17 protein-coding genes and 1 riboswitch are annotated in these 21,962 nt (G+C 60.0%); of the genes, 16 read left to right on the top strand and 1 reads right to left on the bottom strand.

The window, feature by feature from the left end; all coding sequences use genetic code 11:
* Nucleotides 1-31 precede the first annotated feature (31 nt).
* Complete coding sequence (locus tag QZ177_RS02685) at nucleotides 32-424, bottom strand: C-GCAxxG-C-C family protein (protein ID WP_294175441.1); 393 nt, start codon at nucleotides 422-424, stop codon at nucleotides 32-34.
* A gap of 165 nt (nucleotides 425-589) precedes the next feature.
* Here QZ177_RS02685 and pth point away from each other — a divergent pair, with 165 nt between their 5' ends.
* The 16 genes from pth to QZ177_RS02605 all read left to right on the top strand — a co-directional run bounded on the left by pth (nucleotide 590) and on the right by QZ177_RS02605 (nucleotide 21,771).
* Entirely contained in the window at nucleotides 590-1,246 is a 657-nt protein-coding gene (pth, locus tag QZ177_RS02680; protein ID WP_294175440.1) for an aminoacyl-tRNA hydrolase, read from the top strand.
* Nucleotides 1,243-2,481: a radical SAM protein gene (locus tag QZ177_RS02675; RefSeq protein WP_294175439.1), complete on the top strand. Its 1,239-nt coding sequence runs from the start codon at nucleotides 1,243-1,245 to the stop codon at nucleotides 2,479-2,481. The genes pth and QZ177_RS02675 overlap by 4 nt, the downstream gene beginning before the upstream one ends.
* Nucleotides 2,482-2,562: 81 nt before the next feature.
* Nucleotides 2,563-2,743, top strand: a riboswitch (cobalamin riboswitch).
* A 166-nt stretch (nucleotides 2,744-2,909) separates the two neighbouring features.
* Nucleotides 2,910-4,889, top strand: a complete 1,980-nt coding sequence (locus QZ177_RS02670; protein ID WP_294175438.1) for a TonB-dependent receptor — start codon at nucleotides 2,910-2,912, stop codon at nucleotides 4,887-4,889.
* Nucleotides 4,873-5,871, top strand: a complete 999-nt coding sequence (locus QZ177_RS02665; protein ID WP_294175437.1) for an ABC transporter substrate-binding protein — start codon at nucleotides 4,873-4,875, stop codon at nucleotides 5,869-5,871. Before QZ177_RS02670 ends, QZ177_RS02665 begins: the two co-directional genes overlap by 17 nt.
* A gap of 36 nt (nucleotides 5,872-5,907) precedes the next feature.
* Nucleotides 5,908-6,954 (top strand): radical SAM protein, encoded by a 1,047-nt coding sequence (locus QZ177_RS02660; protein ID WP_294175496.1) that lies wholly within the window; start codon nucleotides 5,908-5,910, stop codon nucleotides 6,952-6,954.
* A gap of 45 nt (nucleotides 6,955-6,999) precedes the next feature.
* Nucleotides 7,000-8,019 (top strand): AAA family ATPase, encoded by a 1,020-nt coding sequence (locus tag QZ177_RS02655; protein ID WP_294175436.1) that lies wholly within the window; start codon nucleotides 7,000-7,002, stop codon nucleotides 8,017-8,019.
* Between the two features lie 10 nt (nucleotides 8,020-8,029).
* Nucleotides 8,030-9,994, top strand: coding sequence for a VWA domain-containing protein (locus QZ177_RS02650; protein ID WP_294175495.1), 1,965 nt, complete (start codon nucleotides 8,030-8,032; stop codon nucleotides 9,992-9,994).
* A gap of 9 nt (nucleotides 9,995-10,003) precedes the next feature.
* Nucleotides 10,004-11,134, top strand: coding sequence for an adenosylcobinamide amidohydrolase (locus QZ177_RS02645; protein WP_294175494.1), 1,131 nt, complete (start codon nucleotides 10,004-10,006; stop codon nucleotides 11,132-11,134).
* Between the two features lie 27 nt (nucleotides 11,135-11,161).
* The gene (gene cobN / locus QZ177_RS02640) at nucleotides 11,162-14,854 is read left to right on the top strand and encodes a cobaltochelatase subunit CobN (protein WP_294175435.1); all 3,693 of its coding nucleotides are present in this window, start codon (nucleotides 11,162-11,164) and stop codon (nucleotides 14,852-14,854) included.
* Complete coding sequence (locus tag QZ177_RS02635) at nucleotides 14,847-15,848, top strand: ABC transporter substrate-binding protein (protein ID WP_009646178.1); 1,002 nt, start codon at nucleotides 14,847-14,849, stop codon at nucleotides 15,846-15,848. The genes cobN and QZ177_RS02635 overlap by 8 nt, the downstream gene beginning before the upstream one ends.
* A 26-nt stretch (nucleotides 15,849-15,874) precedes the next feature.
* Nucleotides 15,875-16,687 (top strand): nitrogenase iron protein NifH, encoded by an 813-nt coding sequence (locus QZ177_RS02630; protein WP_294175434.1) that lies wholly within the window; start codon nucleotides 15,875-15,877, stop codon nucleotides 16,685-16,687.
* Nucleotides 16,677-17,978, top strand: coding sequence for a nitrogenase component 1 (locus QZ177_RS02625; protein WP_294175433.1), 1,302 nt, complete (start codon nucleotides 16,677-16,679; stop codon nucleotides 17,976-17,978). The genes QZ177_RS02630 and QZ177_RS02625 overlap by 11 nt, the downstream gene beginning before the upstream one ends.
* Nucleotides 17,971-19,245, top strand: a complete 1,275-nt coding sequence (locus QZ177_RS02620) for a nitrogenase component 1 (protein WP_294175432.1) — start codon at nucleotides 17,971-17,973, stop codon at nucleotides 19,243-19,245. The genes QZ177_RS02625 and QZ177_RS02620 overlap by 8 nt, the downstream gene beginning before the upstream one ends.
* A gap of 106 nt (nucleotides 19,246-19,351) precedes the next feature.
* Nucleotides 19,352-20,185, top strand: coding sequence for an ABC transporter ATP-binding protein (locus QZ177_RS02615; RefSeq protein WP_294175493.1), 834 nt, complete (start codon nucleotides 19,352-19,354; stop codon nucleotides 20,183-20,185).
* Nucleotides 20,182-21,222 carry an iron ABC transporter permease gene (locus tag QZ177_RS02610; protein WP_009646233.1) on the top strand — a complete coding sequence of 347 codons (1,041 nt, stop codon included), beginning with the start codon at nucleotides 20,182-20,184 and terminating at the stop codon, nucleotides 21,220-21,222. The genes QZ177_RS02615 and QZ177_RS02610 overlap by 4 nt, the downstream gene beginning before the upstream one ends.
* A 102-nt stretch (nucleotides 21,223-21,324) precedes the next feature.
* Complete coding sequence (locus QZ177_RS02605; RefSeq protein ID WP_006192295.1) at nucleotides 21,325-21,771, top strand: Hsp20 family protein; 447 nt, start codon at nucleotides 21,325-21,327, stop codon at nucleotides 21,769-21,771.
* Nucleotides 21,772-21,962 lie beyond the last annotated feature (191 nt).

Raw genomic sequence — 21,962 nt, 5'->3', positions numbered from 1 at the left:
CTGCGCTGTGATACGGATGAGCGGCATAGGGTCACTTTATTTCAGTCAGAAGTGCCGCAAGCTTTTGGCACATGTCAAAAACAAGTCCGTCACAGTTTTCTTTGCGTGCAATGCCTTTTTCTTCTGCGGCGGCGAGAAGACATCGGCAGTCCGTCGTGCCGTGGGCGGCGAGGAAGTCGTCAACAAGCTTCTTCGCCGGTTCCTTGTTCTTGCCCGCTTTGCCGAGGATCATCAGCGCGGCGGTCAATGTGCCGCAGGCGGAGCCGTGCATCATGCCCGCGCCGAAGAACACGCCGAGAGCGTCGGCTGCTTCCTTTTCCATGCCGATTTCGGCGGCGAAGGGAACGAGGAGCGACTGCGCGCAGTTGTAGTGACGGCCGCCCGGCTCCTGTCGTAGAAGTTTTGCCTCTTCCAGATGGTTCATGGTTTTGCCTCCTTGTATGGTGAAGAATCTCATTTCATTCTACCTGTTTTTCGCGTAGGTGCAAAGGCTTTATTTTGACAAGGCGCATTTCGTGCGGTAGAATCGTGATAGCGGACTTGCCGCAGCGTTTTGCGGCGAGTGTTTAGAAACGTTCGGAGGAATACGATGAAGATCATTGCCGGTCTCGGAAATCCCGGGGCGGAGTATGCACGTACGAAGCACAATGTCGGCTTTATGCTTGTCGACGCCTTGGCTGAAAGACTTGGTGTCGATGCTTGGCGTGAGAAGTTCAATGCGCTTACAGCCGAAGGGCGCATCGGCGCACAGAAGGTGCTGCTCGTCAAGCCTTTGACCTATATGAATGAAAGCGGACGCGCGGTAGGCCCTCTGCTCGATTGGTACAAGCTCGCGCCTGAGGATTTGATCGTCGCGCACGACGACATGGACATCGCGGCAGGCACGATCCGTCTGCGGCGCAAGGGAAGTGCGGGCGGTCATAACGGTATCAAGTCGCTTCTCGCGCACATCGGCTCGGAGGATTTCTCGCGCGTACGCATTGGCATTGGGCGTCCTTTGCCCGGCTGGACGGTAGTCAGGCATGTGCTTGCACCGTTTCCCGCGGATGACGCACCGAAGATTCAAGAGGCGATTTCTTATTTGTTGCCTGCCGTCGAGTGCATCGTGACGGATGGCATCGATATGGCGATGAACCGCTACAACCCGCGCAAGAAGAAGGCGGCAAAGCAGGAAGCGCATGAGAGGAAAAGCGCGGAGAAAGGCAGCGCTGTACCGCAAGCCGAGAGGCAGGAGGGCGAAGCATGAAGGCGGAAATACGTGCGCTCTATGCCGATGAGGATGGGGCGATCTTCGATGCGCCGGGTATCGCGGGATTGGGACGCTCGGGTGATACACTCGTGCCGCTTGCGCCTGCCGACCTCATTCCTCTGCCCGAGTCGGCGGACTTGATGTTCCTGCCCGATCGCGCGGCGATGGGAATGACGGCGGCGGGCGAGATGCTGCCTCTGGCGGGACGCGCCGTCGCAGCCATCCTGCCTGCGGGCTATACGCGGCTTTTTTTGCCTGCCTTTCAGCGAGAGGAAGGGGCTGAAAGGCTCGCTCTCTACGGCTACACAGCGGTCGTGCTCTATAAGGATGATCTCTATGCGGCGGCTCTCTATACGGATGAGAATACGAAGTGGGATCCCGTATACTACAACACGCGAGAGCTAAAGAAACTTGTGCGCCGCGTCGAGAAGGATCTGCCGGGCAACCGCATCGTCGAGCAGGTGGCGGGCTGCTCCTTGAAGTGGCACTGCTGCACGGCGCAGAATCTCTTTTACCGTCGCTGGGAAGCGGGCATACCGACGTCGCCTGTCTGCAACGCGAACTGCTTCGGCTGCATCTCCCTGCAGCCCGCCGAGTGCTGTCCTTCGCCGCAGAGCCGCATCGCGTTCCGCCCGACGCCCGAGGAGATCGCGCAGGTCGGCATCTACCACCTTTCGACTGCGCTCGACGCCATCGTGAGCTTCGGACAGGGATGCGAGGGCGAGCCGTCGCTTGCGGCGGATGCGATTGCGGCAGCCGAGCGCCTGATTCGCGCTGAGACGAAGCGCGGGCAGATCAATATCAACACGAATGCCGGCTATACCGAGGGCATCCGAAAGATCGTCGACGCCGGTCTTGACTCCATGCGTGTGAGCATCATCAGCGCCATCGAGGAGAGCTATGCGGCGTACTACCGCAGCAATTACACGCTCGCCGACGTCAAGGAGTCGATCCGCTACGCGCTTTCGCACGGCGTATATGTGTCGCTCAATATGCTCTTCTTCCCGGGCTTCAACGACCGCGCCGAAGAACTCGAAGCGTGGTGCAGCTTCTTTCGCGAACTGCCCGTCAATATGGTGCAGGTGCGCAACCTCAATGTCGACCCCGACGCCTTCCTCGAAATCATGCCCGAAGCGCAGGGCGAGGCGATCGGCGCTAGGGAGTTTTTGGAACGGCTCAAGAAGGAGTTTCCGACGCTCGTCATCGGCAGTTTCAGCCACTATGTTGAATAGGGAATTTCTACAAGGAGAATGATTCCTATCGAATTCCTATGCTTGACATAGGAATAAATCAATGCTATTCTTTTATAGGAATTTCATATCGTTGGATCAGGTGTCGCAAGACTTAATAGGGAATTCGGTAGAAGCCGGAGCGGTCCCGCCACTGTAGCAGCGAGCAACCTTGCAAGGAATGTCACTGAGGCGAATGCCTTGGGAAGGCGCAGGGGAGTGATGAGCTGGAGCCAGGAGAACTGCCTGATGGACAATCGCCATTTGACCTGCGAGTGATGGGAAGGGGATTAAGGAAGCGCCGTTTGGCGTTTCTTCGGCTGCACGAACATAATCCTCCCGGCGAAACTGCCGGGAATTTTTTGCACCGCCCTTATGCGCCTTTTCTGCTTTGCAGGAGGGGCGCTTTATTTTGGGAAAGGGTGATGTAGATGAAAGGCAAGAAACATCTGACATGGGCGGTGTTCGCGGCAGTTGCGGGCATGAGCTTTGCGGGCGAGGCGTATGCGGCGGAAAATGCGGCGGCAGGAAAGGCGGCAGCGAAAACGACGCAGGTGCAGGAACAAAGTGCGGAAACTGCAGAAAGCGGCGGTCATGATTTGCCCGATACGCTCGTGACGGCGCAGCGCAGGCGGAAGAGCGATCTTGATACGCCCGCGACGACGACAATCATCACGGCGAAGGACATCGAAAAGGCAGGCTATCGCAACGTATTTGAGGCGATCGACCAGCAGATCGGCTCGACGAGCACGTCCTACGGCGAGACAGGACAGGATTTCGGCTTCAGTGCCGGACGCATTACACTGCGTGGCTATGACAGGGGCACGCTCGTCATGGTCAACGGCGTGCCGATGAATCTCAAGAATTATCCGAGTACGGAAAATATACCCGCCGCCATGGTCGAGCGCATCGAGATCGTCAAGGGTGCAGCATCGACGCTCTATGGTAGCGAGGCTATGGGAGGCGTCATCAACATCATCTTGAAGAAACCAAAGGCGGGTGAGGAAGCTGTCAAGGCGAGTGTGACGGCGGGGAACTACTTCAAGAAGGCAGAAGTATTTTTCCAAGGTGACCGCTTCATGCTCGATGTGAGCAGGGAGTGGTCGAAGGACATCCCCCATTCCAATGCGTTCGGACTGGATAAGGTTTCCTGGATCGATTGGTGGGTTGGCAAGGGACAGAAGAATCGCTTGGGGGCAAGCGTTGCGCTCACGGATGAGCTGTCCTTGAACTACAACTATACGGAAGGCAATATTACGCGCGGCGGCATCAAGTACAAAAAGGCCGGAAATCATCTTGTGAAGACGGCGACAAAATATGACTATCGCTTCGAAGATTATCGGCATACGGCGAATCTCGTTTATCAGGGCAAGGAAAACGGCATCCATGCAGTCCTTGGCTATAACTATCGCAAGGTTGACGGCTATGATTATGTCAAGCATGCAAAGGTCGACTCCAATGCTGTGCTGGACGGCGAAATTTTCGATGTGCAGAAGACTTGGCAGATGGGAGCCGATTCCTTGATCTTGGGATATTCCTATAAGCGCGAGGCTGTGGATCTTACCGAGAAAAAGAAGAATGCAACGCGCACGGGCAATGCGCTTTACGCTTCCTACAGCAAACAGTTCACGCCGCGCTTCAACTTCACTCTCGGTCTGCGCGGCGAGTGGATCAACGATCCCGAAAAGGATCAAAGCGTTTTTATGCCGCAGTTCCAGACAGACTACAAGCTTGACAAGGATACGGCTTGGTACATCAATGTCGGTAAGGCGTTTCAGATGCCGACGGTGGATGACATGTTTCGTTACAAGAATATGAATCCGCAAGGTCTTAAGCCGGAGAATGGTTGGACGTATGAAACGGGTATCAAACATCGCCATGGCAACGATACATGGAAAGCGGCTGTCTATCATATGGATATGAAAAACAAACTCGGTTGGGCACAGAATGCAGTAACGCACGAATACTACGCAACCAATAAAGGAAATTTCCGCAATACGGGATTTGAAGCTGAATATATGAAGCGCTTTAACGATACGTGGAGCGTCACTGTTGGCGCAGGTTATTCCAATCCCCAAGTGCAGGATCCCGCCAGTAAGAAACGGGAATGGGTGCAGGATGCGGGACGCATCGAAGGTCTTGTTCGTGTCGACTACAAGAAGGATAAATGGCAAGGTAATCTGAATCTCAAGTACCTCGGCGATCGTGAGTATTACAAGCCGTCGTCTGGAACAGCGCAGGATGTGCCCGACAAGCTGCAGCTCAATATGAATCTCATCTATACGGCGGGAAAGAACGATACCGTGACGCTCGGCGTCTACAACCTTTTGGATAGGGAAAACTACTCGAATCGCTACGGCAATCTCGATCTGCCGCTGAACTTCCGCTTGACCTATGCGCATACGTTCTGACATCGTGCGACGCGGCGGTGCTCTGCTGCTTCTTTTTGCCGCGAGTTTCCTCCTCTGCGCCTGTGCGCGAGGAGGAACGGCGACAGAAGAGGAAGAGGAAGAGTTTTTCCGCGGCGTCGATGATATGGGGACGGAGATCGTGCTGCACGAGAAGCCGCAGCGCATCGTGTCGCTCAATCTCGGTACGGATGAAATTTTGCTCGCGCTCGCGCCGCCTGAACAGATTGCGGCGCTTTCCTCTTATGTGGACGATGCGGGGCTTTCGTGCATGGCAGAGGCGGCGAAAGCCGTACCTGTCAAGCTGCACGACAAGAGTCCCGAGCGCGTGCTCGCACAGCATCCCGACCTTGTGCTCACGACGGACAGCGTGCCGAAGGAACTCGTGGCGAGTATGCGCGATCTGGGCCTGACGGTCTTTGTTTCCAAAACGCCCAAGAGCATCGAGGCGGTTTTTCCACGCATCGAGTCCATCGGCAAGGTGATCGGCAGGGAAGAGGAAGCGGCGGCCTTGACTGGAAGGCTGCATGAGCGCTTGGCGGATGTGACGCGGCGCACGGCGGACATTCCCGAAGACGAGAGGCCGATTGTCGTCGCTTTCGCTTTCAGCGGCGTCTTCGGGCGGCGCGACGACCTCTTCGACGATATGTGCCGCCATGCCGCGCTCAGAAACGGCGCAGCGATGGCGGGTCTCACGAAGGACAACAGCATCTCCATGGAGCAGGTCGTCGCGCTCGACCCCGACGTGTTCCTACTGCCGTCATGGAGCGCCGAGGGGGAAAAGACGGAAGAATTCCGTGAGAAGCTGCGCAATGACCCGTTGTTCAAGCATGTAAAGGCGGTGCGCGAGAACCGTCTCTACTGCGTGCCCGATACATACCGCTACAGCGCCTCGCAAAATGCCGTCGAAGCCGTCTATGTGCTGGCAAAGACCGTCTATCCCGAGCGTTTTGCCGATGAAGGCGGCGCGAGTGCAGGAAATTGATGCTTGATGTGCAAGCGTGCCGGAAAGGGGCGGGCGATGGGGCTGAAGATGCTGGTGCTGAGCCTGACGGGAGACTGCAACCTCGCCTGTCGCTATTGCTATGCAAGCGGTCAGGCGAGACGCACGATGGCATGGGAAACGGCGCGGCGGGCTGTCGATCTGGCTGCCTCTGGCGGCGCGCCGTTCCTCCTGCAGTTTTCGGGCGGCGAGCCATTGCTCGCATTGCCGCTCCTTGCGCGTATCGCCGCCTATGTGCGCGATCATCGCATCGAGGCGCGCATGGCTGTTCAGACGAATGGCACGCTGCTGACGGAAGAGGCGGCGGAAGTTCTGTGCGTCTTTAACATTGGTGTCGGTGTGAGCCTCGACGGCAGACCTGCGCTGCATGATCGCCAAAGGCAATATTTGGACGGTAGAGGTTCCGCCGCTGATGTGGCGGCGGGCATCGAGCGCCTTGCGCGGCGCGGCATCGGCATCGGATTGACGTGCGTCGTGACGGCGGAGAATGTCCGCAGCCTGACCGATGTCGTCGATATGGCGTATTACTTCGGCAACGTGCATCGCGTCGGTTTCGACCTCCTGCGTGCGCAGGGACGCGGCATGAACGCTGCTTTGCCGCGAGAAAGCGATATGGCGGCGGCGATGCGCGAAGTTTTCGCTCGGCGCGATGCGCTTTATCGCTTGACAGGACGCCGCCTCGCCATATCGCAGGAGGAGCAGGCGAGAGACATCGCAGGGCGCGGCGGGAGCGACTTTTCCCACTGCTATGCGATGAACGGCGAAGGCGTCCACGTCGACGCCGATGGCGGCATCTACGCTTGCTCCTCTTTCGTCGGCGATGAGCGCTTCTTCCTAGGCGCTGTTATACAGGGCGTGAATTTGCGTCGTCAGCAGGAAGTATCTGCCAAGATGCAGCGGAGCATGGATTTTTGCCGGCGATGCCCCGATTTTGCCGCCTGCGGAGGCGGCTGCTTCGCACGCTGGCTGGGAATGGAACAAGAAGAGCCGTGCGCGGCGGAATGTGCGTTGAAGAGGGCTGCAGTATCGGCAGTTTTTGGAAAAGGAGGATACCGTGCGGAGTAAGGTCTTCCAGATAGATTCCAAAATTCGGAGAAAGGGAAAACCTGCATGATGAAAAAGACGTATCCCTTTTCTGCCATCGTGGGGCAGGAAGAGATGAAGAAGGCGCTTTTGCTCAATATCGTCATGCCGTCCTTGGGCGGCGTGCTGATTAAGGGCGAGAAGGGGACGGCGAAGTCGACCGCCGTCCGCGCCGCTGCCGGACTGCTGCCCGCCATGCGGGCGGTGGCGGGCTGTGCATGCCGCTGTGACCCTGCGGCGCCGGAGTTTTTCTGCGACGATTGCCGCAGGAAGGCTGCCGCGGGCGCACAAATGAAGGAGGAGAGCGTCCCCATGCGCGTTGTGGAGCTTCCCGTCAGTGCGACGGAGGATCGCGTCGTGGGCACGCTCGATATAGAGGCGGCGATCCGGCATGGCAGGAAAGAGTTTGAGGCGGGCATCCTCGCGGAGGCGAACCGCAGCATTCTCTATGTCGATGAAATCAATTTGCTTGACGATCACATCGTTGATATCCTGCTCGACTCAGCGGCGATGGGCGTCAATACGGTGGAGCGCGAGGGCATTTCCTATGCGCATCCTGCACGCTTCGTGCTCGTGGGCACGATGAATCCTGAGGAGGGCGACATACGCCCGCAGCTGCTCGACCGCTTCGCCCTTTCGGTGACGGTGACGGGTGAGCGCGAGGCGAAGGATCGCATCAAGGTGGTGAAGAGGCGCATCGCTTATGAGCAGGATGCGGAGGGTTTTGCCGCTTCCTACAGGGAGCAGCAGGAAGCATTGCGCGAGAGGATCGAAAGGGCGCGTGCTCTCCTCAAAAGCGTCGCCGTGGCAGATAGAATGCTGGAAAAGGCGGCGCACATCTCGCTCGCGCTCGGCGTTGACGGGCATCGCGCCGACATCACGCTCATCAAGGCGGCGATGGCGAATGCCGCCTTCTCGGGGCGCACGGAGGTCGCAAAGGAAGATATGAAGGCCGTCAGCCGCCTCGTGCTCGCGCATCGCCTGCGCCGCCGCCCCTTCGAGGAGGGCGAGGTCGACTGGTCTGCCGTGGATGATGTACTGGCTTGAGGAGATGGGCATGGAATATCCGCGCTATCCGTTTACCGCTGTCGTCGGTCAGGAGCAGGCGAAGAGGGCGCTTCTTCTCGCGCTCGTGAATCCGCGCACGGGCGGCTTGCTCATTTCAGGCAACCGCGGCACGGCGAAATCTGTCCTCGTGCGTGCGGCAGCGCCGTTCACGCCGACAGGGAGTCTCGTCGAACTGCCGCTCGGCGCGACGGACGACATGGTCTTCGGCAGTCTCGATGTGGATGCGGCACTGCGGGACGGCGAGCGTCGTCTGCGCCATGGTCTTCTGCATCGCGCGGCGCATACGCTCATTTACATGGACGAGGTGAATCTCCTGCGCGAGGAGGTCTTGAAGTCTGTCTTAGAGAGCGCGTCGGCGGGGATGTTTTCCTTGGAGCGCGACGGCGTATCGGCGGTCGAGGAGATAAGCTGTCTGCCTGTCGGGACGATGGATCCCGCAGAAGGCGTGCTCTCGCCCGTGCTGCTCGACAGCTTCGGCATGTTCGCGGCGATGGATGATGTGGAAGAGACGGAGCAGCGTACTGAGATCGCGCGGCGCGTGCTCGCTTTTGAGCGTGCGCCAAAAGCTTTCTGCCGCGCGTATGCGCAGCAGGAAGCCGAGCTGCAGCAGAAGGCGGCACGAGCGCGGGAGATGCTTCCTGCTGTGGAAGTTTCCCATGCCATCCTGCATCTCGCTGCACAGTACGCCGCACGCGCCCTTTGCGTGGGAAATCGCGCCGAAATCTATCTCGTGGAAGCGGCACGCGCTTTGGCGGCGCTCGCCGGGCGCATCTATGTGATGCCGCAGGACATCGAGGAGGCGGCTCTCTTCGTGCTCGCGCATCGCATGAGCCGAAACAAGGAACAGCGCGAAGAGAGAAGCGGACAGCAGAAAGAACCGCAGAAACAGGAACAACCACAGGAACAGCAAGCTGAGCCGCAGGAAGAGTCGGAAGATGAGGCGGATGATGCGCTGCAGGAGGAGCGTCCGGACGATGCTTTGACGAGAGATGCGATGGGCGGAGAATCGAAAGAGCAGCAAGCCGATACAGGAGAAGCGCAGGAAGAAGCGGCGCAGACCGGCGAGGAGCAAACGTCGTCTGCGGATGGCGATTCGGGCGGCGAAGATAGAGATGAGACGCACTCCATAGAAGCGGTTATGGCGCGGCTTTCTCTCCTGCGCGAGACGGTGTGCGGGAGGAAGGGAAAGAGTGGCAGACGAGCAATCGTGCAGCTTGACGTGCCGGCGGGACGTCCTTGGCGCACATCGCTGCCGCGCCGCGGACGGTGCATCGACCTCGCCTTTGCCGCTACGCTTCGCGCGGCGGCGCCCTATCAGCGCCAGCGGCATGGCGAGCAGGCCGTCGTCATACGCGCCGAGGATTTGCGCGTCTGGATTCGGGCGCGTCGTGCCGCCGCGAACATCCTCTTCCTCGTCGATGCGAGCGGCTCTATGGGCGCGAAGGAGCGCATGAAGATGGTGAAGGGCGCGGTGCTCGCCCTCCTGCGTGAAGCATACCAAAAGCGTGATCGCGTGGGACTGATCGCCTTTCGCCGCACGAGCGCCGAGACGCTCTTGCCGATGACACGGAGCGTGGAGCTGGCGGAAAAGGAACTGCGCTCTTTGCCGACGGGCGGCAAAACGCCGCTCGCAGAAGGACTTGCCGCCGCGCTCAAGATGATGGATGAGCTCAGTCGCAAGGAAGGCGCGGAAACGGTGCTCGTGCTCGTGACAGACGGCAGGACGAATGTTTCTGCGGCGGGGAAGGCGAAGGAGGAGGCGCTGCGCGCAGCGGAGGAGATCGCGCGAAGAGACGCGCACTGCATCGTGCTCGATACGGAGAAGAGCTTTCCGAAGGTGGGGCTGGCGCCTGAGATCGCGCAGCGCATGAATGCCGGCTACGCCACGCTGGAGCGCCTTTGTGCCGAAGGCGTATTGGAGGTCGTGCGGCGTTTTCGCGATATGCAAGAGTGATGGTGCGTGATGGAGGGGCAAGAGCAGATGGAATTGGCAAGACTGACGACGGGCGACATCGCTTATCGCTATGACAAGAGCATCGTTTTGGTTTTCAGCGGGCCACGCAAGGTGCTGAGCACTTCGCTTTACAATGGCGGCTACCATGAGGATTTCGAGGCGGTGTTCAACCGCGATATGACGCAGGGATCGGGAATGCCCTGCGAGTCCTTTGCACCGACGTACGTCGAGAGCATGAAGATCGTTGCGGAGCGGCTCGGTCTTGCACCGGAATTGACCTCGGGCATGGGTACGGCGGCGCACATGGAAAACGCTTCCATCGTGTCGCGAAGCTACAAGGAACTGACCGTGACGGCGATCGTAACGGGCGGCGTGGAAACGAACGGCGGGCGTGTCGGCGATCCTGCATCCTACTACAAGACGGCGGAGAAGAAATGCGGCACGATCAACATCATGCTCGTCATCGACGCCGATCTGCCGCCCGGCATCCTTGCGCGTGCTCTCGTGACCTGCACGGAGGCGAAGACGGCGGCGCTGCAGGAACTCATGGCGCCGAGCCGCTATTCCACAGGACTCGCCACGGGTTCGGGCACGGATCAGACCATCGTCGTCGCCAACAGCGAGTCGCCGCTCTTCTTCGAGGGCGCGGGCAAACATTCCAAGCTCGGCGAGCTCATCGGACTTGCCGTCATGGCGGCGGTCAAGGAAGCGCTCAAGAAGCAGTCGGGTCTTACGCCCGCGCAGCAGCACGACTTGCTGCGCCGCCTGCGCCGCTTCGGCGTCACGGAAGAAGCGCTGTGGCAGCGATATAAGGAAGAGGTGGGCGACGATGCCTTAATTAAGGCGCAATTCATCGCAGCTTTGGAAAAAATGATTGCTGTGCCGGCGCTCTTCCCCTTGGGCGTGCTCTTCATCCATCTTTATGATGAGCATCTCTGGGGACTGCTGGAAAAAGGGGAGACTTGGGAAGCAGCCGAAAAGCTGCTGAAAGAGATGGCAACAGCGCTTCGTCTGAAGACGCAGGAGGGCATGCTCATGCAGGAAGGCTATATGGAGTCCCTTGCGATGCTTCTCGTGCGTGCCGTCGTCGAGCGTGCGGCTCGGGCAGTTTCGGAGGAAACGGATGCAGATGATGCATGAAGCAGTGAACACGAGAGGTGCAGCAAAATGAAGATCGCAGTCTATACGAATATTCAGCGCGTCTTTGCGCTCGTCCATCGCGTGCAGGAAGCGTGCGTGTCGGCAGTTCCCTCGCTGGCGATGGCTGTCCGCCTGGCGGATGGCATGGATTCGTGGCGCGAGGCGCAGGAGAAGGCCGATGTCACACTGTTCTTGTGGATGGGCACCGGGCTGGACAATCCCTTCCTGCAGCAGGCGTCGCGCAGTTTGCAGAAGAGTCGTGCGCCGCATTTGATTCTTGTGGACAATGCCGAGCATGACAAGGTCAGCTATGGCTTCTCGGCAGAGGAAATCGCTCTCGCCTGGCAGTATTTCCGCTGCGACGGCGAGGAGAATATGAAAAACTTCCTGCTGTATCTTGCGCGGAAAATGGGGTTTTCCTGTGCGCCGGAACCGCCGCGCATACTGCCTTGGCACGGCATATACCACCCCGATTGGCACGGCGATTGTCAGGACATTGAGGGATATCGTGCCGCGCATTGTCGTGACGACCGGAGGACGATCGGCGTCATCTTCTATCGTTCGGAGTGGATTGCAGGGGACTTCACCTATCACACGGCATTGATTCGTGCGATAGAGGCGCAGGGGCTCAATGCCGTCGCAGTCTTTTCCAATTCGTATCGCGACGAGCGCGTGGAGTCGCCGACGCTCTTCGACGCCATGAAGCGATACTTTTGCTGCGAAGGGGAGACCGTCGTCGACGCCATCATCACGACGATGAAGTTTTCCATCAAGGCGGGCGGTACGCGCATAGAAGACCTCTATGCGCTCGGCGTGCCGCTTCTTGAGGCGTATACGGTGCTTGCGCCCAAGGAAGAATGGGAAAGGTCGCCTGCGGGTCTCGACCCGATGGAGGTGTCCTTCAGCGTCTGTATGCCGGAGTTCGACGGCGTCCTTCATGCCGTGCCGATTGCGGCGAAGGTGCTCGATGAGACGGGAACGCCTCGCTATGCGCCGCTTGAGGAGCGTATGGAGCGTCTGGCGCGAAAGGCGAAGAAGTGGGCGAATCTGCGCCATAAGGCGAACGAGGAGAAGAAGATAGCCATCGTCTTTCACAACTATCCGCCGACGAATGCGAATATCGGCAGTGCGGCGGGGCTTGACTCGCCAGAGAGCGTGCGCCGCCTCCTCGCGAGGATGCGTGAGGCGTGCTATCGCGTCGATTTCGTGCCGGAGAGCAGCCAAGAGCTCATGGATATTCTTACGAATCACGCGACGAATGACCGCCGCTTCATGAGTGAAGAGCGGGTAAAGAATGCCGACGGACAGCTTACGGCGGCGCAGTATGAAAGATTCTTCAAGGCGCTGCCGCAAAAGGTCAAGGAACATCTGAGGAAGGATTGGGGCGAAGCGCCGGGCGAGGTGTTCAACTACGACGGCACGCTGCTCGTGCCCGGCACGCTCAACGGCAATATCTTTCTCACGGTGCAGCCGCCGCGCGGCTTCGGCGAGGATCCGGGCAAGCTGCTGCATTCGCCCGACGCCGCGCCCACGCATCACTACATCGGCTTTTATCACTGGCTGCGCGATCTGTGGCAGGCGGACGCCGTCGTCCACGTCGGCACGCACGGCTCGTTGGAGTGGCTGCCGGGCAAGAGCACGGCGCTCTCGAACGAATGCTATCCCGACGTCTCGCTCGGTGATCTGCCCGACGTATATCCCTACTGGATCACGATTGTCGGCGAGGGCATACAGGCAAAAAGGCGCGGCGCAGCGTGCCTCATCAGCCATCTTTCGCCGCCGATGCAGCTCGCGGGCGCTTTCGACGAGCTGCAGGAGCTTGAGCAGGCGCTCGACGAGTACGTTCATTTCCGTGCGGCTCAGCCTGACAATCTGGCAGTGGTACAAGAAATCGTGCGCGAGAAGGCGGCGCTCTGCCATTTCGAGGATTCCATCGAGGAAGGCGAGGACTTCGACGCCTATGTCGCTGCTTTGCACAATTATGTGACGGACATCAAGAACATGCAGATCCGCACGGGACTTCATATCCTCGGGCAAGTTCCGGAAGCTGAAAAACTCTTGGATCTTGTGCTCGCGCTCGTGCGCGTCGAGCATGGCGGCGAGCCGTCGCTTCTGCGTCTCATCGCCAAGGAAGAGGGCTACGATTACGAAGAGCTTTTGGAGCACAGCGAACGCATGACGGAGGACGGCATGACGTACGGCAGAAAGCTCGATGCGGTGGAAGACCTCATGCGCCTGCTTCTCGTGCGCCTCGCCGCGCGCGCCTACATGCCGCAGGCGGCGAGAGAAGCGTTGGCTTTGGAACCATTCGCCTCGTACAGTGCAGCGGGCAGGGAAGGACTTCTGGCGGCGCTCGGCGAAGTTACGGAGAAGATCGTGCCGCGCCTCCTGCGCACGGAGGAGGAGTTGACGGGCACGCTCCGCGCCCTTTCGGGCGGCTATATCGAGCCGGGGCCGGCGGGAGCGCCGACGACGAACGGCGCAGACGTCCTGCCGACGGGACGCAACTTCTACGGACTCGATCCGCGCTGTCTGCCGACGCCCGCGGCGTGGGAGTACGGCAAGGAACTGGGCGATGCGCTCGTCGAGCAGTATATCGGCGAGGAGGGACGCTACCCGGAGGCGGTCGGCATCGTCTTCTGGGCAGGCTCAAACATGCGCAGTCATGGACAGTGCATAGCCGAGCTGTTCTACCTCATGGGCGTGCGCCCTGTCTGGCAGAGGCCGTCGCAGCGCGTCGTCGGGCTTGAGGTCATCCCGCTCACCAAGCTCAAGCGGCCGCGCATCGACGTGACGGCGCGCATCAGCGGTCTCTTCCGCGATGCCGTGCCGAACGCCATCCGCTGGGTCGACGAGGCTGTGAAGCTTGCAGCAGCGCAGGATGAGAACGAAGATGAAAATTTCGTGCGCAAGCACATCCTCGCGGACACGGCATGGCTCGAAGAGCAGGGCGAAGAGCATACTCTCGCTTGGGAACGCGCCTCGTGCCGTATCTTCGGCGACCCGCCGGGCGCTTACGGCGCGGGCGTCGGCGACCTTTTGGAGTCGAAGGCATGGCAGACGCTCGACGATCTTGCGGCTGTCTACACGCGCTTTTCGGGCACGGCTTACGGTGCGGACGGCATGGCGCGCGGCTACGATCCCGAGCTTTTCCAGCGGCGCATGAAGGAGCTTGATGTCACGGTCAAGAACGAGGACACGCGCGAGACGCACATGTTCAGCTCGGACGATTATAACGCCTACCACGGCGGCATGATCGCCACCGTGCGTGCGCTCACGGGCAAGGCGCCGCGTTCCTACAGCGGCGATACAAGCGACCGTCAGCGCATCGTCGTGCGCACCGTCGCCGCAGAAGCCGAGCGGCTGTTCCGCGGCGAGGCGATGAATCCGAAATTCATCGAGGGCATGAAAGAGCATGGCTACAAGGGAGCGTCCGACCTTGCGAATTATCTCGCGCACAGCTATCAATGGGATGCGACGAGCGCCGTCATGGAGGATTGGATGTACGAAGGATATGCGCGCAAGTATGTGCTCGATGCGTCGATGCAGGAGTGGCTGCAGGAGGTCAACCCCTGGGCGCTGCACCGCATGGCGGAAACGCTCTTAGAAGCAGAGCAGCGCGGCTTGTGGAAAGCGCGTGAGGAGACGAAAGAGGAATTGCGTGAGCTGTTCCTCTCCATCGAGGGCGATTTGGAAGAGAGGGCGGAACAAATTGTATAAGGCAAAGAAGTATCCGCGATTTGCCGCAGTCGTCACATGCGCCACGCTCCTTTTTGCGCTCTTTCTGACGGGCTGCATGGGCGAAAAGGAGGAGGCGTCGAGCGCGTACCGTGTGACCGATGCGGAGGGAACTGTCGTCGAGATTCCGCATAAGCCCCGGCGCATCTTGACGATCAGCGCGGGCACGGATGAAATGATGCTCGGTCTTGTCGAGCCGGAGCGCATGGCGGCAGTCAACGACTCGCTCGCGGACGAGAAGCATACGAATGTGCCGTGGGTGCGCGGGAAAATTCCCACGGTCATCACGCGCAGTCCGTCTGTCGAGCAGGTCGCCGCGCTCTCGCCCGACCTCATCATCGTCACGCCGTGGCTTCCCCGCGAGAACGCTGATGCCATGCGCGAGCTTGGCGTGCCGGTCGTCGTCTGCCGTGCGGCGGCGACGATGGAGGACATCCATGCCAACATCCGCCTCTTTGCAGCAGCCGTCGATGAGAAGGAGCGCGGCGAACGACTGATCGCGAAGATGGAGGAAAAACTCGCGGAGATCGAAGAGAAGATGAAGGATGTTCCCGAGGAAAAGAAGCACAAGAGCATCGCGCTTATCTCCATCATGCCCAACTACGGCGGCGCCGGCTGTACCTTCGACGAGCTTTGCAGCCATACGGCGTCGATCAACGCAAAGGCCGCCGCAGGAAACCGCATGGGACAGGAGATGACGAAGGAGCAGCTCGTCGCGGCGAATCCCGACTACATCTTCCTTCCGAGTTACGAAGACGCAGAAACGCGTGAAGAGAATTACGGCAGGCAGTACATGGAAGATCCGTCTCTTCAGCAGATGACAGCCGTGCGGGAAAAGCAGATCGGCCATCCGTGGGCGCGTTACGTCTACAATCTTTCACAGAACATCGTCTTCGGCGTGCAGGAAACGGCATGGATTCTTTACGGTGACGCTTTTCGCCAATCGCGGCAGGAATTTCTCTCGGCGGTGGAGTAAAGATGTAAAGAAAGGCGGCTTTGAGATTGAAAAAGATTGCGTTTTACGGCAAGGGCGGCATCGGCAAATCGACGACTGCCGCCAATGTATCGGCGGCGTTTTCGCGCGGGGGAAAGAAGGTCTGTCAGATCGGCTGCGACCCGAAGAACGATTCGACGCGGCTTCTCCTGGGGCGCATTGCGCCGCTCACCGTGCTCGATGCAGAGCGCAGCAAGAAGGGCGCGGCGCTCTCTCTTGCAGAAATCGCGCATGAGGGATACGGCGGTGTGCGCTGCATTGAGGCGGGCGGCCCCGAGCCGGGCGTCGGATGCGCGGGGCGCGGCATCATCGTGGCGCTCGAAAGGCTCAAGGTGCTCCATGCGTTTGACGATGTCGATGTCGCCATCTACGATGTACTCGGCGACGTCGTCTGCGGTGGTTTCGCCGTGCCGATACGAGAGGGCTATGCCGAGGAAATCTACATCGTTTCCTCGGGGGAGCTCATGTCGCTCTACGCGGCGAACAACATCGCCAAGGGCGTGCGCCGCTTCGCTGCGCGAGGCGTCGTGAAGCTCGGCGGCATCATCGGCAACGGGCGCGATGTCGCACGCGAGAAGGAGCTTTTGGAAGCCTTTGCCGCACGCCTCGGCACAAAGCTCATCGCCTACATCCCGCGCTCTGCCGCCGTACACGAGGCGGAGATCCATCGGCAGACGCTCATCGCCTACGCGCCGGATTCCGCACAGGCGAAGGTTTACGAAGAACTTGCGGCGGCGATTGAGGGAAATAAAAACCTAGTCATCCCCAAGCCGATGGCGTTTGAAGAGTTGGAAGATCTGGTGGAAAGCTATGGGAACTGAAGCGAAACGTGTGGTGATGCGCCGCACGAATTGCAGCTGCAGCATGCCGGGCGTCTGGCGTGCGCTTTCCTTCGTGCGCGGCGCTCTCGTCATCTTCCACAGCCCGCGTCCGTGCGCTCACATCGCCCATGGCATGGATGTGGGAAGTTTCCATCGCCTTCGTGCGGCGGGAACGAAGGTGCGCCTCTCGCCTGTGCCGCTTCTGACAAGCTCGTTGTCGGACGCAGAGGCGATTTTTGGCGGCGAGGGTCGTCTGCGCGAGTGCATACGCTTCGCCGCAGAAAAATATCAGCCGCAAGCGATATTTATCGCCAATTCCTGTGTGAGCGGCGTCATCGGCGACGATACGTGCGCCGTGGCTGAGGAGATGGAGCAAGAGCTTGGCCTGCCCGTCAGCGCCGTCTCGGCGCACGGCTTTCTTGACGGCGAGTATTATGCAGGCTACCTTGACGCTGCACGCGTGCTCGTCGATCGCTTCATGAAGCCGGCAGAGCGCCGTGCGGGAAGCGTCGTGCTGCTCGGCGACTGCGGCGGCGTCCACGGCGAGTACGTGAAGGAATTGTGCCGCTTGCTCGGGTTTCTTTCCCTGCGCGTCGAGGGGCAGTTTCCGTCGTATCTCGCCCTGTCTGAGATGGATGTCGTGCCGGCAGCGGAGCTTCTCATCGTGCTCGGGCGGCGAAGCGACGAGAAGCAGGCGCTTCTCGTCGACTTGGCGCGGCACATTCATGAGCGTTTCGGCACGCCGTACCTTGCCGATGTCTATGCGGTCGGCTCGGAGGAAACGAAGGAGTGGCTGCGTGCGGTCGGCAGGCTTTGCGGCAGGGAAAGGGAAGCGGAAGAAGCGATTCGCGCGGAAGAAGCGGCGTTTCAACGCGCCGTGGACGAGGTGCGGCCGACTCTCGCAGAAAGGCGCGTGACATTCGCCATCGGGCGCGACCTCGACTGGTTTCAGCCGAAGATCATCATGCGCCTTCTGAAGAAGGCGGGCGTAGAACTGGCGGGCGTCGTCCTCCTTGATTCGTTCCTGCCCGGGCGGCGCGAGGTCATGGAAGAAGAGGTCGCGCGTCTGACGGATGCGCCGATCGCCCATGAGGGAAGCCGCGAGGCGGAGGCGCTTTTCAAAGCGGCGGATTTCGTCCTGACGACGCACGAGCTTACCGACGCAAGGCTGCGGCAGATCTTCCTCGCGCTCATGCCATCCGTCGGCTGGTCGATGGAAAAGAAGCTCCTGCGCGATATGGTTCATATCGTCTGTCGTCACGAAAGCCGGGGAGGTCTGATCTATGGCTGAGCAGGAAAGGCGTTTCGATGATGTCTGCGCTTGGACGGACAGCTGTGCGCTCGCGGGCGCGATGGCATTTTTTGCCGCCTGGCAAGACGCCGCCGTCATCGTCAACGGCCCCATGTGGTGTCATTACTTCGCGCTGCGCCACGTCGAGCATGGCGTGAGCGATGCCGTGCGACGCACAGGCTGCACGCAGCTCGACAACGATGCCATCGTCTTCGGCGCGGAGGACTATCTGCTGGAAGCCCTGCAGCCCTATATCGCTGAGCCGCCGCGCCTTTTGGCCATCGTCAGCAGCTGCGCCGCAGGACTGATCGGCGACGATGTAGCCGCCATCGCGCGGTCGGCGGGCATTGCAGCGCCCGTCGTCGCCGTCGACAGCAGCGGCCTTGCGGGCAGCTTCGCCGCAGGCTGGAGCAAGGCTGCATGTGCGGCAATCGAAGCGCTTCTGCCCGAGAAGAAGGAGGAGAAGCCGCATGGCGTGAACCTTCTCGGCATGACGGCGAGCTACTGCAACGGGGCGAACGACGCGCGAGAACTCGTGCGCCTTTTGCATTTGGCGGGCTATGAGGTGAACGCCGTCCTCGGCTGCGGCGAGACGGCGGAGGAGCTGCAGCATCTGCCCGCCGCCGCGCTCAACATCGTCGTGCACAGGGAGTTGGGACTCGCTCCGGCAGAGATGCTCGCGGAGCGCAGCGGCACGCCCTTTGTCGCACCGCTGCCGCCTTACGGCAGGGCGGGCACGCGGCATTGGCTCGAAGAGATCGCAGGCGCTTTGCCCGCGCCGCGCGAAAAGGAGGTACAGGAAGAACTTTCGCGTGTGGAAAAGGAAGATTTTCTGCGCCTGAACGAAATAAAGAGCATGTGGGGCGAGCTTTGGTTCGACGAGGCGCTCGTGCGTGCGCCATCCTCCATGGCCTGGGGGTTGGCAAGAGCCTTGCGCACGGAGTGGGCGGACGTGCGCTGCCTCGCTGTGGCGGCGGAGGCAGCGGAAGCGGCAGATGCCACTGGGATCGCCGACGAGGTTTTTTCTGAAACGTGTACGGCGGAGCTGGCGCAGTTCCTCACATCCATGAAGAACGGGCTGCTGTTCGCGAGCAGCAACGAAGCGGCGCAGGTCGCGCCGCAGCAAGCGCAGTTCCTGCCTGTCGCCAGTCCTGTGCTCGACCGCATTCAGCTGACGGATGCGCCGTTCATGGGACTGCGCGGCTCGCGCTTCATCGAGGAGCAGCTCTGGAACGGTCACATTCTGCGACGACAATGGATGTTATAGATGTCATAAAGGAAGCACGGATAAATAAAGCCGCCCGAATGTGTGAAGAAGGGTAAGTGGATTTATCCGTGCTTTCCGAGCAAAGGAGCGGTGGAATTTGCAGGAAATGATACGGGTTGAGGGCCTTTATGCGGGCTATGAGCGGCAGGTGATCTTGGAGAACGTCTCGTTCGGCATTGCAGCGGGCGAGATGGTCGGTCTCATCGGGCCGAACGGCGCGGGCAAGAGCACGCTTTTGAAGACGATGCGCGGCATCTTGGCGCCGCTCGCGGGCGAGATCTCTGTCATGGGACAGAGAATCGGCGATTTGCCGGCGAAGGAGTTTGCGAAAAGCGCCGCTTATCTGCAGCAGCATCTGGAGATGACGTTCGATTATTCGGCGCGCGAGGTCGTGCTCTCGGGACGCTATCCGTATCTCTCGTGGTGGCGGCAGGAGCAGGCGCACGATATCGCCATCGCTGAGGCGTGCATGGCGTACACGGGCGTCGCGGAACTGGCGGAGAAGCCGCTTCAGGCCATGTCGGGCGGACAGCGCCAGCGCGTGCTGCTCGCCAAGGTACTCGCGCAGCAGACGCCCGTGCTCTTTCTCGATGAGCCGGCAACGGGACTGGACATCATCTATCAGGAGGAAATCTTCCGTTTTTGCCGCGAGCTTTGTGCAGCGGGCAAGACCGTCGTGCTCGTCGCGCATGAGCTTTCCCTCGCCGCACGCTTCTGCTCGCGCCTCCTGCTCATCGGGCGCGGTGCGCTCCTCGCCGACGGCCTGCCGCGCGAGGTGCTGACGGCAGAGCTTCTGACACGCGCCTACGGTGCGCCTGTCAAGGTCGTGGAGAATCCGCTGACGAATCATGCGGAGGTCTTCACGGAGGCGGAGAAGGGTGCAGGAAAGAAATCACATCTCCTGCAGGTCATCTTGGGAAGGGAGGAGGCAGCGTCGTGAAAAGATTCTGCGAGAAGAAAAACTTCTTTCTTTGGCTTCTTCTGCCGTGTCTCGTCATCTTCGCCGTCGTCCTGTCGATGAGCTCAGGGCAGTACGACATCTCAATGGAGTGCGTGCTCGCAGCTTTCTCCCATGCGGCGGGTCTGCCATTCTTTTCCGATGTCACGGTTACGCCCGAGCAGCAGGCGGTGCTCTGGCACATCCGTCTGCCGCGCACGCTCGTCGGCCTCATGGTGGGGGCGGGGCTGGGCATCTCCGGTGCAGTGCTGCAGGGCATCTTCAGCAACCCGCTCGCCGATCCCGGCATCATCGGCGTATCGAGCGGTGCTTCCGTCGGAGCTGTGCTCGCCATCGCGCTCGGCGTCTCCGCTGTCAGCGTCTTTTCGCTGCCTGCTTTCGCCTTCACGGGCTCCATGCTCGCCGTGGGGCTTACCGTGTCGCTTTCCATGCGCCACGGGCGCATTCCTGTCATGACGCTCCTGCTCTCGGGCGTCGTCGTCGGCATGTTCCTCGGCGCGTGCACGGCAGCGATTCTCACGGTCATGAACGAGCAGAAGATGCAGCAGTACCTTTTCTGGACGATCGGCGGCCTCGACTATCGCCGCTGGGATCATGTCCTTCTGGGAATCGCGCCGATCAGCGGCGGCGTCTTCCTCATGCTGCTCCTCTCACGCCATCTGAACCTCCTCGCATTCGGCGAGGTCGAGGCGCGTGCCGCAGGCATGCCCGTGACCTTCTTCCGCCTGCTGTTTCTGGCGCTCGCGTCGCTGACGACGGCGGCGGGCGTCTGCATCAGCGGCAACATCGGCTTCGTCGGACTCGTCGTGCCGCACATGATGCGCCTCCTGATCGGCCCTGACCATCGGAAGCTGCTGCCTGCAAGCCTCCTGGCCGGCGGCATATTCCTCGTCGTCTGCGACTCCTTGGGGCGCATCCTGCTTCAAGGCATGGAGATCCGCGTGGGCATCATGACGGCATTTATCGGTACGCCGTACTTTCTCTATCTGCTGCGCCGCCACATGAAGCTGACCTCTTGATTTTTCCTCGACCACCTTGTCCGTCGCTTGAATTTTTTAGCAAAACACCGTATAATATAAGAAATGAGAATAGGACGTGAGTGTTGATCGGAGGAAAACGTCATGATTCGCAGCATACCTTTCAATTTCCGAAACAATGCGGAGAAGACGCGCGATACGGTGGAGCGCGTGGTGGACTTCATCATGGAGCAGCCGCTCAATCCCATTGGCAAGGTGACGGGGGCGCTCGCTTCTTTTCGCTGCGACATCCTCGATGAAGAAAATTACTATGAGATTGAAGCGGAACTGCCCGGCGTCCTCAAGGAAGACGTCTCTCTGACCTACGAGGACGACAAGTATCTGACGATTGCCGTGGAAGTTCCTGAGCGCGAGAACCACTTGAAGTATCTGATGCGCGAGCGCCGCACGGGTCGCTTCGAGCGTTCCTTCGCCGTCGACGGCATCAAGTGGGAGGAAAGTGCGGCTTCGATGGAGAATGGCATCCTCAAGGTTGTCCTGCCGAAGCTCGGCGTTGAGGACATCAAAAAGAACAGCATAGAGATCAAGTAGGCTGAGGGTCATCATGGGCTGCTGCTCAGTGCAGCAGCCTTTTAGCGCGTTCATGAGAAAAACAGGATTCTTTCCCTTTGTGTAGAATTAAAAAGAGTAAGGTGTGTCATCTCGCTTTGAAAAGCGGCTTGGCACTTTTCGTAGAACGAAATGAGAGGCGGCGGCGTACGCGATGTCCCCGCCGGCAGGAG

It is taken from the genome of uncultured Selenomonas sp., from assembly GCA_905372355.1.
In the GTDB taxonomy this organism is placed as follows: Bacteria; Bacillota; Negativicutes; order Selenomonadales; family Selenomonadaceae; genus Selenomonas.
This window is presented reverse-complemented; position numbering and strand designations above follow the sequence as displayed.